This is a genomic window from Mycobacterium sp. (assembly GCF_032161845.1).
Classification (GTDB): Bacteria; Actinomycetota; Actinomycetes; order Mycobacteriales; family Mycobacteriaceae; genus Mycobacterium.
The window spans coordinates 1-11,231 of record NZ_JAVRQA010000515.1; the positions used below are offsets into that span (position 1 = coordinate 1).

Consider the following 11,231-nt stretch of genomic DNA (forward strand, 5'->3'; position numbering starts at 1 on the left):
TGAGCGGTATCGAGCAGGGTGACCATCGCCGTCAACCTGCGGGCGCACGCGGCGGCTTCCACCCGGGTCCAGGCGTCGACTGCCCCGGCCCCGTGGGTGCCGGTGGTGGTGGCCACCAGGTGATCGAACATGATTCGAACATATGTGCTAACACCGACATCGAACAACCCCAAAGAACCAGGTTGTGGATGAAACGCAGACTGTGCACAACCACGCCTTCGCACCCCGAAAATGTCGGTGTCACATGCTAATTGCACCCTCCCGGCGAATTCCCAGGTTGCGGTCGTAGCTTCAGCGCATGCCGCCCGCCGAGACGCCGTTGTCCATAGGGTGGCCGCTGACCCGCGTAGGACGTAGGACGTCCGGATTCAGATTCTCGGGCGACGCAGGACGACCCGAGGTCACGCGATCACGCCGTAGGCCGCCAGAACCCCTGAAAACCCTGCCCCGCGTTGGACGTCCGGATCGGCGACAGCTTCACCGGCGAGCCCGCCTCGATCATCTGCCCGTTGCCAACGACCATCGCGACGTGGCCGTCCCACACCGCGAGATCACCCGGCCGTAGCGTGCTCTGGTTCACCGCCGACCCGATGTCCTGCTCCTGTGCCAGCCGTGGAAGATCTAGTCCGGCTTCGTGATACGCCCATTGCGTCAGCCCGCTGCAATCCAGACCTACTCCTGGCGTGGTGCCGCCCCAGTCGTACGGCACGCCGAGCTGCGTCAGTGCATACCGAACCGCGCTCGCGGCGAGCGCATTTGGCGCCGTGGCCGTGCTGCCGTCGGGCAGCTGTACCGTGACGCCGTTGCCGAACATGCCGGGATCGGCGAGCGGGCGCGCGTCGTCACTCGCCGATCCCGAGGCGTCGGAGCGTTCAACCGACGCACCGGCGAGCCCGGCCGGCTCCGCACCGCCCAGTCCCGACCCCAGCCCCGGCCCTGGCCCCGGTCCCGACCCGAGCCCACTACCAGGGCCGGGCATTCCGCCCATCGGCACCGTCGGCAGTGCTCCCGGTGCGGGCTCGGCAACGGTCGCCTGGTGATCGTCGAGCTCGGCACGCAGTTCCTCGATCACGCCCTTGGCCTCGTCGAGTGCCCGGCGGGCCTCCGCGACGAGTTCGTCCGCCACACCTGGCTCGTCGAGCTGGGGCTCGAGTACAGCGGCGCGGGCTTCGAATTCATCGACGATGGTCTGAAGTCGCGCCCGTGCGCGGCCTACGGCGTCGGCGGCGTCCGTCGTAGCGGCACCGAGGTCACCCGCCCTGGCGGCCAGGGCGTCGACGGCCGCCACGGTCTCCCGGGAGAACTCGGATGCGGCCGTCCCCGCGTCGCCGACCCAGCGCGTCCCCTGCCATGACCGGCCGGTCGCGGCGGCGATGTCGGTCAGTGCGGTGCGAATGCTTGCCAGCGCGGTGGCGGCGTTCGGAGTGCCGGTACCGACCGTCGCCTGCAGCTCGCGCAGCGACGCGCTCAACCCGCTCACCAGTGTGCTGGGCACTGCTAGGCTCGCCGCAACGAGATCGCCTGCCCCGCATGATCTTCGGCAGATCTGTAGGCATCGGCCACCGTGTTCGCCGTCGAAGCCGCCGCGATGACGCGCTCGGCGAGCTGCGTGGCGCGATGTGCCTCCTGCATCAACGCACGATTCAGTGCCGCGAGGAATCCGGCTCCGACCTCGCCGAAGGCGTCGGCGGCGACCGTGGCGGCAGTCAGCTCGGCAGCTACGGAGGTGAGGTCATCGGCGTGACCACGGTGGGCGACGCTGAGCCCATGGATGTCGGACGTATCGGCGATCATGCGGTTATGACGTCGGCCGGAGCGCTCTGGTTCCATTCACGTCTCCGACGTGGTGGTTCCACTAGGGTTCGCCGCATGGACGTCCGCGTTGTCGATCACCCCCTCGCCGCTGCCCGGTTGACCACGTTGCGCGACGAGCGCACCGACAACGCCGGCTTCCGCGCCGCCCTGTGCGACCTGTCGCTGATGCTGGTCTACGAGGCGACCCGGGACGCGGCCTCCACTCCCGTACCGATCCGCACCCCGCTGACCGACACCGTCGGGTCCCGCCTCGCATCGCCACCCCTGTTGGTCCCGGTGCTTCGGGCCGGTCTCGGCATGGTCGAGAAGGCACACCAACTGATACCCGAGGCCAAGGTCGGGTTCGTCGGCGTCGCCCGCGACGAGCAGACCGCGCTGCCCACCCCGTACCTGGAGTCGCTGCCCGACGACCTCAGCACCACTCCGGTAATGGTGCTTGACCCGATGCTCGCCACCGGCGGATCGATGGCGCACACCCTGGGTCTCCTGCACGCCCGCAACGCCGTCGACATCACCGCCGTGTGCGTGGTGTGTGCGCCGGAAGGCATTGCGGCGCTGGAGAAGGCATCACCGAATCTAAAGCTGTTCACCGCGGCGATCGACGACGGGCTCAACGACGTGTCCTACATCGTGCCGGGGCTCGGCGATGCGGGTGACCGTCAGTTCGGGCCCCGCTGAAGCAGGGCGACGACGTCGGCCCTCAGCTCGTCGAGCAGTCGGGCCGCGACCGTTAGGGCCGCGGGCACGTTCTCGCTGGGTGGCAGCCGAATCTCCAAGTACGCCTTGACCTTCGGCTCGGTTCCCGATGGGCGTATAGCCACGCGCACCGATTCGCCGCGATAGATCAGAGCGTCGGTGCGCTGCTGTCCTCGGCGGTCCAGCAGGTCGGTGACCTCCACCGGTTGGTCGCCTAGGTGGGTAGGCGGGTTCGCCCGAAGGCGGTCAACGAGGGTGGCGTCGGCCGGCACCGACACTGCGGACGTCGTGTGCACGCCGTGCCGCAGGGCCAGTGCATCGAGGGCATCCGCGGGGGTGCGGCCCTCGTTGCGAAGTGCCGCGACGAGGTCGCAGGCAAGCACGGCCGCACTTATGCCGTCCTTGTCTCGAACGGCGGCGGGGTCGACGCAGTGGCCGATCGCCTCCTCGTAGGCGTAGACCAGCGTGCTGCCCGCGAGGCCGGCGTCGGCGCGTGCGAGCCACTTGAATCCGGTGAGCGTCTCGACGTGCTGAGCTCCATGGGCGGCGGCGATGGCGGCGAGCATGCGCGACGACACGATCGTGCTGGCGACCACGCTGCCCGCCATCACTTCGCCAGGTTCGGTTTGGGACAGCACGAAATCACCCAGTAGCCAACCGGTTTCGTCTCCCGACAGCATCCGCCAGCCCGTGACCGTCGGGATGCCGACAGCGCACCGGTCGGCATCAGGGTCCAGCGCGATCGCGACGTCGGCGTCGACGTCGGCGGCGAGCGCGAGAAGCCGGTCGGTGGCGCCGGGTTCCTCCGGGTTGGGGAACGCGACGGTGGGGAAGTCCGGGTCGGGTGAGTACTGCTCGGTGACGGGGTGGACGTCGGTGAAGCCCGCCTCCCGCAACGCCAGTAGCGCAGGCTCCCCGCCGACGCCGTGCATGGGCGTCAACGCGATCCGTACGTCGCCGGTCGTCCGTCGGACCCCGGCGGCGCGGCGGACGTAGTCCCCGATGAGTTCGGTGCCCGCAGGCGTGACCTCGGCACGGGCGACGTCGCTCGGTGCGATCGCCATGGCGGCTTCGATCTCGCGGTCGGTCGGAGGGACGATCTGCATGCCTCCGTCGAGGTACACCTTGTAGCCGTTGTCGGCGGGCGGGTTGTGCGACGCGGTGATCTGGACCCCCGCCGCAATGCCGAGATGGCGAACCGCGAACGCGACCACCGGCGTCGGGGCCGGATCCGGCAGCAAGACGACGGAAAAGCCCTCGGCGGCAAGTACTTCAGCGGTCGCCAGGGCAAACTCATCGGAGTTGTGGCGAGCGTCGCGGCCCACCACGACCGTCGAACCGCCAAGACGTCTGTCCTTGAGCACCTTGGCCAAAGCCCACGTCGCCGACGTCACGGTCTCGACGTTCATGCCGCCTGGGCCAGGACGCATCGGGCCGCGTAGTCCCGCCGTGCCGAACGTCAGAGGCTGGTCCGTCATGGCTGTCATTGTCTCTCGTCACCGTCAGCGAGCTTGCGGAGCACGGGCGCAACGAGCATCAACAGGTTGAACTCGAGCTCGGTCAGAGTGTCGTGCATCGCCGTGTTGAGCCACTCGTCGCGTTCGGCGCGATCGTCTTCCAGCAGTGCCACTCCATCCGCGGTGACCTCGATGAGTTGGCGACGCCGGTCGTCGGCGTCGGTTCTGCGGGCCACCAACCCGCGCGACTCCAGATGGTTGATGCCGTCGGTCAAGGACTGCACGCGCACCCGCATGCGGGCGGCGAGTTCGGCGGGTGTGGTGACCCCGGCCCTGATGACTTCACCGAGGACCTGCTGCTGGCTGAGGGTGAGGCCGTTGTCGCTGCGATGGCGACGAAGTTGGCGGGTCAGGGCCATGATCGACTCCCGCAACTCGGTCGCGTTGGCTTTGTTGGAGACCTCAGTAGTGCTCATTACCAAGTTATACCTTGGTAATCGCGAGATAAAGGCCAGTTTGAGCACGCCGTTTAACAAGTGCATACTTGTCGTTATGTGGAAGTGGGCCCTGCTCGTCGTCATCACGGTTGCCGTCACGGTGCCCTTGGACCTGATCGGCGTCCCGTCCGCCGCGCTCTTTGCGGCCCTGATCGTCGGCATCGTGCTGGCACTGATCTCGCTCGCTCCCGCGGGATTGCCCCGCAAGGCGGGCATCGCCGCCCAAGGCGTGCTCGGCGTCTACATCGGCACGATGGTGCACCGGGATGCGCTCACCGCGCTCGGCTCGGACTGGCCGATCGTGCTCGCCGTTGCCGTCGCCACGCTGGCGCTGAGCATCGGCGCTGGCGCGCTACTGGGCCTGCACCGCGACATCAGCCCGCTCACCGGATCACTCGCCTTGGTCGCGGGCGGTGCCTCCGGTCTCGTCGCGATCGCCAGGGAATTGGGCGGGGACGACCGCGTGGTCGCCGTGGTGCAGTACCTACGGGTCGCCCTGATCACGGCATCGATGCCCGTCGTCGTCACCCTCGTCTACCACGCTGAGAAGACCGGCCACACCGCTGTGCCCAGCCAAACTGACCCGGCGCCTTGGTATCTCAGCATCGCCATGCTGGTGGTCATCGTCCTCGTCGGCGCCACGGCGGGACGGCTCGCCCGGCTGCCCGGTTCCGGACTGCTCGGACCCATGGCGGTGACCATCGCGCTGGAGCTGACCGGGACGTCGTTCGGCCTTTCCGTGCCGATGGCGCTGGTTCAGCTCGGCTATGCCGTCATCGGTTGGCAGGCCGGGGTCGCCTTCACCCGCGAGTCCATGCGAGCGATCGGCCGTGCGCTGCCGACGGCGCTTGGTCTGATCGTGCTGCTCAACGTCGCCTGCGCCGGCCTCGGCATCCTGTTGGCCCACGTGACGGGGATCAGCCCGCTCGAGGGCTACCTGTCGACCAGCCCCGGCGGCATCTACGCCGTGCTGGCCACCGCCGTCGAGACGGGCTCGAACGTCACGTTCATCATCGCCGCGCAGGTCGTACGGGTACTGCTGATGTTGTTCGCCGCGCCGCTGCTGGCCCGCGGCCTCGTCGCGCTGACCAGGCGGTTCGCCTACAGGCGCGCCAGTACCTCCGAGAGCAGGGAACCCATCCGCGTGGCCGACTGACGCCCCGCCTCCAGCACCTCGACATGGCTCAGCGGTTGGCCTGTCATACCGGCTGCCAGGTTGGTCACCAGCGAGACACCGAGCACCTCGGCGCCCGCCGCGCGGGCCGCGATCGTCTCGTGCACCGTCGACATGCCGACCAGGTCGGCGCCGAGCGTCCGCAGCATCCGGATCTCGGCCGGCGTCTCGTAATGCGGACCGGGCAGCCCGGCGTAGACACCTTCCGCCAGAGTCGGATCGACGTCACGGGCCAGCGCGCGCAAGCGCGGTGAGTAGGCGTCGACGAGGTCGACGAACTTGGCGCCCACCAGCGGTGAACGTGCGGTCAAGTTGAGGTGATCGTTGATCAGCACCGGCTGGCCCACCGAGTAGTCCGCCCGGAGCCCGCCCGCAGCGTTGGTCAGGACGACGCTTCGGGCGCCTGCCGCGCACGCCGTCCGCACGGGATGCACCACGTGGCGGAGGTCGTGGCCCTCATAGGCGTGGATTCGGCCGAGCAGCACCAGGACCCGCTTGCCGCCGACGTGCACCACCAGAACCTGGCCGCCGTGGCCCGCGGCCGAGGGAGGCGTGAAGCCCGGCAGCTCTGCCATCGGAACGACGGCCGACGGATCGCCGAGTTCAGCGGCGGCAGGCGCCCACCCCGAACCAAGGACGACGGCAACGTCGAAGGAATCGATCCCGGTGCGTGCCAAAAGGGCCGCGGCCGCTTCGTCGGCAACGTCTTGAGGATCCGTCACAGCAGCCACAGGGAGGAGCGTAGCCGTCGGTGATGAGCGCTCGCGCGAAGAACAAACGGTCGGTGAGATACTGCTTCGATGCCAACCGTCACAGCATCGACGACCGTGGAGGACGTCGTCCAGCGACGTCGCGGCGACCTCGTCGAGCTGTCGCATTCCATCCATGCCGAGCCGGAACTGGCGTTCGCCGAACACCGCAGTTGCGCCAAGACGCAGGCGCTGGTCGCCCAGCGCGGATTTCAGGTGACAGCGGCACCCGGGGGATTGGACACCGCCTTCCGCGCCGATTTCGGTAGCGGATCGCTGGTCATCGGCATCTGCGCGGAGTACGACGCGCTGCCGGGCATCGGGCACGCGTGCGGCCACAACATCATCGCGGCATCCGCCGTCGGGACGGCCCTCGCGCTCGCCGAGGTCGCCGACGAACTGGACCTGACGGTCGTGCTCCTCGGCACCCCCGCCGAGGAGGCGGGGGGCGGTAAGGCCCTGATGCTGGAGGCTGGCACGTTCGACGACATCGCCGCCACGGTGATGTTGCACGCCGGACCTCTAGACATCGCCCGCGCGCGGTCCCTTGCGCTGTCACAGGTGGCCGTCGAATACACCGGACGTGAGGCGCACGCGGCCGTCGCGCCGTATCTGGGGCTCAACGCGGCCGACGCGATCACGGTGTCTCAGGTGGCGATCGGTCTGCTGCGCCAACAGTTCGCGCCGGGACAGATGGTGCACGGCATCGTCACCGACGGCGGCCAGGCCACCAACGTCATCCCGGCCCGCACCGAGATGCATTACACGATGCGCGCCAACGACTCCGGCTCGTTGCGCGAGCTGGAAGGCAGGATGTCGGACTGCTTCCTGGCCGGTGCGGTGGCCACGGGCTGCGGCCACCAGGTCGAGGCGACGGAGCCGTCCTACCTCGAGCTGACGCCTGACCAATGGCTCGCCGACGTGTTCCGCGCCGAGATGGTGCGGTTCGGCCGGACTCCCGTCGGGACGGAGATCGAGGCCGCGTTGCCGCTGGGCAGTACCGACATGGGCAACGTCACGCAAATCATGCCCGGCATTCATCCGATCGTCGGCATCGACGCCGAAGGCGCATCGATCCACCAGCCGGCGTTCGCGGCCGCCGCCGCGGGACCGAGTGCTGACAAGGCCGTCATCGAGGGTGCAGTGATGCTGGCCCGCACCGTCGTCGAGCTCGCCGAGACCCCGGCCGAGCGCGATCGGGTGATGCGAAGCAAGGCGGCCCGCGGATGACCATCTCGGAGGCCACCGAGGCGTGGCTGGCCGCCAACTACGGCGCAATGGTGGCGTGGCGGCGCCACATCCATCAGCACCCCGAGCTGGGCCGGCAGGAGTTCGAAACGACGCAGTTCGTGGCGTCGCGCCTCGCCGATGCCGGCCTGAACCCCAAGGTTCTGCCGGGCGGCACCGGCCTGACGTGTGACTTCGGGCCGGAGCATGCCCCGCGGATCGCGCTGCGTGCCGACATGGACGCGCTTCCGATGGCCGAACGGACCGGTTCGTCGTACTCGTCGCTGGTACCCAACGTCGCGCACGCCTGTGGCCATGACGGGCACACGGCGGTTCTGCTCGGTGCGGGCCTGGCTCTCGCCTCGGTCCCGGAACTGCCCGTCGGGGTGCGCCTGCTCTTTCAACCCGCCGAGGAGTTGATGCCCGGCGGCGCCATCGACGCGATCGCCGCGGGCGCGTTGAACGGAGTGTCGCGAATCTTCGCGTTGCACTGCGATCCTCGTCTCGAGGTCGGCAAGGTCGCCATCCGGCCCGGGCCCATCACGTCCGCGGCCGACCAGGTCGAGATCACGCTGCACTCGCCGGGCGGACACACGTCGCGCCCCCATCTGACCGGCGATTTGGTGTACGCGCTTGGCACCCTGATCACTGGCGTTCCTGGCGTGCTGTCGCGGCGCGTCGATCCGCGCAACAGCACCGTCATGGTGTGGGGCGCCGTCAACGCCGGCGTCGCCGCCAACGCCATCCCGCAGACCGGCAGCGTCGCCGGCACCATCCGCACTGCCAGCCGTGAGGCCTGGGTCGCGATGGAAGAGCTTGTCCGCGAGATCGTTTCGTCGCTGTTGGCTCCCCTGCAAGTCGAGTTCAGCGTGCACTATCGACGCGGTGTCCCACCGGTAGTCAACGAGGAGGTGTCGACGCGGATCTTCACGCACGCGATCGAGGCCATCGGTGCCGACGTTCTCACCGACACCCGACAGTCCGGCGGCGGCGAGGACTTCTCCTGGTACCTCGAGGACGTTCCCGGCGCGATGGCGCGCCTTGGCGTCTGGCCGGGTCACGGTCCCCAGCTGGACCTGCACCAACCGACGTTCGACCTCGACGAGCGGGCGTTGGGCGTCGGGGTGCGGGTGTTCACGAACATCATCGAGCAGTCGGCCGGAATCTAGGGCTCCTTCGCCGCCCCCTTCGCCGCGAGCTCTACGGGTGGGTCGTGATCTGCGCCGAAGTGCGACCCTGGCGCAGATCTCGACGGGGCGAGGCGGGGTTGTGAGCGCAGAGTCGGCGCTAGGTGCCTGGACCGACGTTGCCGGCCGGTCGGGTACGCAGATCGTGGACGTACTCATCCGGCGCGCCTGCGATCTCGGCGGCCTCGGCCATCACCCCGAGGTACCGAGCCGACGGGATGCCACCCTCCCAGGCGTCGACGACGTAGAGCCAGGCAAGCACCGGATCGGTGCTGGTGTCCGAGGACTCGCGGTGGACCCGGCAACGGATCTTCTTGTGGAAGCCGAGCTCCGAGCCCTCCCAGCGATCGAGGTTCTCCTCGTCCTCTCGGGTCATGTCGTAGAGCACGACGAAGACCTTCGACAGCGGATCCTCGACGAGGGTGGCGAGCGCGCCCTCCCAGCCCAGATCCTCGCCGCCGAACGTGAGTCGCCAACCGTGCAGCCACCCCGTTCCCGCCATCGGCGAGTGCGGCGCACGCTGCAGCATCTGCTCCGGATGCATGTTCGATCCGTAAGCGGCGTAGATCGGCACGGCGGTAAGCCTAAGGGGTGGGCACGGCATTCGGTGGGCAGGAGCGGAGCGACCCGGGAAATTGCACGGGCGGGCAACCGCCGCGTTGCGTCGGCCACAGCAGACTAGGTTGGGTCCGTGGTTACCCGCATTGTGATCATCGGGGGCGGCCCCGCCGGCTATGAGGCTGCACTCGTCGCGGCGGGCCGCGGTCCAGACGTCGCGCAGGTCACCGTCATCGACTCCGACGGTATCGGCGGCGCGTGCGTGCTCTGGGACTGCGTGCCGTCCAAGACATTCATCGCGTCGACGGGCGTGCGCACCGAGCTGCGCCGCGCCAACGGACTCGGCTTCGACATCAAGATCGAGGACGCGAAGATCTCGTTGCCGCAGATTCACAACCGCGTGAAGACGCTGGCGCGGTCGCAGTCCGCCGACATCGGTTCGAACCTCCTGCGCGAGGGGGTGACGATCGTGCACGGCCACGGCCAACTCGTCGACGACATCCCCGGCATGGCGCACCACCGTGTGAAGGTCGCCACACCCGACGGCAAAACGGGTGTGCTCAAGGCCGACGTCGTGCTGATCGCCACCGGAGCCCGCCCGCGGGTGCTTCCGAACGCCGTGCCCGACGGCGAGCGGATCCTGAATTGGCGTCAGCTCTACGACCTCACCGAGCTGCCCGAGCACCTGGTCATCGTCGGCTCGGGTGTCACCGGCGCCGAGTTCTGCAGCGCCTACACCGAGCTGGGCGTCAAGGTCACCGTGGTGGCCAGCCGCGACCAGATCCTGCCGCACGAGGACTCCGACGCTGCAGCGGTGCTGGAAGAGGCGTTCAACGAGCGCGGCGTGAAGCTGGTCAAGAATGCGCGCGCGGACTCGGTCACCCGCAGCCCGAACGGTGTGGTGGTCGCCTTGGCCGACGGTCGCAGAGTCGAGGGCAGCCACGCGCTGATGACCGTCGGCTCGGTGCCCAACACCGAGAACCTCGGCCTCGAGAAGGTCGGCATCGAGCTGGGAAGTGGCAATTACCTTGCAGTGGATCGCGTTTCGCGTACCTCTGCGGCCGGCATCTACGCCGCCGGCGACTGCACCGGACTCCTGCCGCTGGCGTCGGTGGCCGCCATGCAGGGCCGCATCGCGATGTATCACGCGCTCGGTGAGGGAGTGTCGCCCATTCGCCTGCGCACCGTCGCCGCCGCTGTCTTCACCCGCCCCGAGATCGCCGCCGTCGGCGTACCGCAGACCGCGATCGACAACGGGACGGTGCCCGCGCGCACGCTGATGCTGCCGCTGACAACCAACGCCAGAGCCAAGATGTCGCTGCTGCGCCGGGGCTTCGTCAAGATCTTCTGCCGGCCTGCCACTGGCGTGGTCATCGGTGGAGTCGTCGTCGCGCCGATCGCCTCGGAACTGATCCTGCCGATCGCGCTTGCGGTGCAGAACCGGATATCGGTGACCGACCTCGCGCAGACGCTGTCGGTGTACCCGTCGCTGTCCGGTTCGACGGTCGAGGCGGCCCGTCGGTTGATGGCTCACGACGATCTGGATTAAAGACACGTAGGCTCGAAGCCGTATGCCTACCGACCAGTAACAAGAGGAGTCCCTGGCGTGAGTGACCCGATCCCCGGTCCGGGCAACGGCCAGACCCTTCTTGGCCCCGAATGGCGTGCACAGGCGTGGGAACGACTCGGTAGCGAGCAGTTCGACGTCGTCGTCATCGGCGGTGGCGTCGTCGGTGCCGGGGCGGCCCTCGATGCCGCCACCCGCGGTCTGAAGGTGGCGCTGGTCGAGGCCCGCGATTTCGCATCCGGCACGTCCAGTCGGTCCTCGAAGATGTTTCACGGCGGCCTGCGCTATCTGGAGCAACTGGAGT

At 68.6% G+C, this 11,231-nt stretch carries 12 protein-coding genes; 6 read left to right on the forward strand and 6 right to left on the reverse strand.

Annotated features, from left to right (window positions below; translation table 11 throughout):
* Nucleotides 1-409: 409 nt before the first annotated feature.
* Together QOD90_RS28455 and QOD90_RS28460 are read right to left on the reverse strand one after the other, a co-directional pair.
* Nucleotides 410-1,495 (reverse strand): C40 family peptidase, encoded by a 1,086-nt coding sequence (locus QOD90_RS28455; protein WP_526355413.1) that lies wholly within the window; start codon nucleotides 1,493-1,495, stop codon nucleotides 410-412.
* 2 nt (nucleotides 1,496-1,497) lie between these two features.
* On the reverse strand, nucleotides 1,498-1,794 hold the full coding sequence (locus QOD90_RS28460; protein WP_526355415.1) for a hypothetical protein: 297 nt from the start codon (nucleotides 1,792-1,794) through the stop codon (nucleotides 1,498-1,500).
* Between the two features lie 75 nt (nucleotides 1,795-1,869).
* Between QOD90_RS28460 and upp the strand changes: the two genes are divergently transcribed.
* Nucleotides 1,870-2,493, forward strand: coding sequence for a uracil phosphoribosyltransferase (gene upp, locus QOD90_RS28465; RefSeq protein WP_526355417.1), 624 nt, complete (start codon nucleotides 1,870-1,872; stop codon nucleotides 2,491-2,493).
* Here the strand turns inward: upp and QOD90_RS28470 are convergent.
* Both QOD90_RS28470 and QOD90_RS28475 read right to left on the reverse strand, forming a co-directional pair.
* Nucleotides 2,475-3,989: a phospho-sugar mutase gene (locus QOD90_RS28470; RefSeq protein ID WP_526355419.1), complete on the reverse strand. Its 1,515-nt coding sequence runs from the start codon at nucleotides 3,987-3,989 to the stop codon at nucleotides 2,475-2,477. The genes upp and QOD90_RS28470 overlap by 19 nt on opposite strands.
* Nucleotides 3,990-3,994: 5 nt before the next feature.
* Nucleotides 3,995-4,444, reverse strand: coding sequence for a MarR family winged helix-turn-helix transcriptional regulator (locus QOD90_RS28475; protein WP_526355421.1), 450 nt, complete (start codon nucleotides 4,442-4,444; stop codon nucleotides 3,995-3,997).
* On the opposite strand from QOD90_RS28475, the gene QOD90_RS28480 reads away from it, so the two are divergent.
* A complete protein-coding gene (locus QOD90_RS28480; protein WP_526355423.1) occupies nucleotides 4,386-5,621 on the forward strand; it encodes an AbrB family protein in 1,236 nt (411 codons plus the stop codon). The two genes, QOD90_RS28475 and QOD90_RS28480, sit on opposite strands and share 59 nt — an antisense overlap.
* Here the strand turns inward: QOD90_RS28480 and QOD90_RS28485 are convergent.
* Entirely contained in the window at nucleotides 5,567-6,370 is an 804-nt protein-coding gene (locus tag QOD90_RS28485; protein ID WP_526355425.1) for a purine-nucleoside phosphorylase, read from the reverse strand. The genes QOD90_RS28480 and QOD90_RS28485 overlap by 55 nt on opposite strands.
* Before the next feature lie 69 nt (nucleotides 6,371-6,439).
* On the opposite strand from QOD90_RS28485, the gene QOD90_RS28490 reads away from it, so the two are divergent.
* Both QOD90_RS28490 and QOD90_RS28495 read left to right on the forward strand, forming a co-directional pair.
* Nucleotides 6,440-7,618 carry a M20 family metallopeptidase gene (locus QOD90_RS28490; RefSeq protein WP_526355427.1) on the forward strand — a complete coding sequence of 393 codons (1,179 nt, stop codon included), beginning with the start codon at nucleotides 6,440-6,442 and terminating at the stop codon, nucleotides 7,616-7,618.
* A complete protein-coding gene (locus tag QOD90_RS28495; protein WP_526355429.1) occupies nucleotides 7,615-8,784 on the forward strand; it encodes an amidohydrolase in 1,170 nt (389 codons plus the stop codon). The genes QOD90_RS28490 and QOD90_RS28495 overlap by 4 nt, the downstream gene beginning before the upstream one ends.
* 118 nt (nucleotides 8,785-8,902) lie before the next feature.
* Here the strand turns inward: QOD90_RS28495 and QOD90_RS28500 are convergent, their stop codons facing one another.
* Nucleotides 8,903-9,376, reverse strand: coding sequence for a gamma-glutamylcyclotransferase family protein (locus QOD90_RS28500; protein WP_526355431.1), 474 nt, complete (start codon nucleotides 9,374-9,376; stop codon nucleotides 8,903-8,905).
* 117 nt (nucleotides 9,377-9,493) lie between these two features.
* Here QOD90_RS28500 and QOD90_RS28505 point away from each other — a divergent pair, with 117 nt between their 5' ends.
* Nucleotides 9,494-10,909, forward strand: a complete 1,416-nt coding sequence (locus QOD90_RS28505; RefSeq protein WP_526355433.1) for an NAD(P)H-quinone dehydrogenase — start codon at nucleotides 9,494-9,496, stop codon at nucleotides 10,907-10,909.
* A 57-nt stretch (nucleotides 10,910-10,966) separates the two neighbouring features.
* On the forward strand, nucleotides 10,967-11,231 hold a 265-nt coding region (locus QOD90_RS28510), incomplete at its 3' end, for an FAD-dependent oxidoreductase (protein ID WP_526355435.1).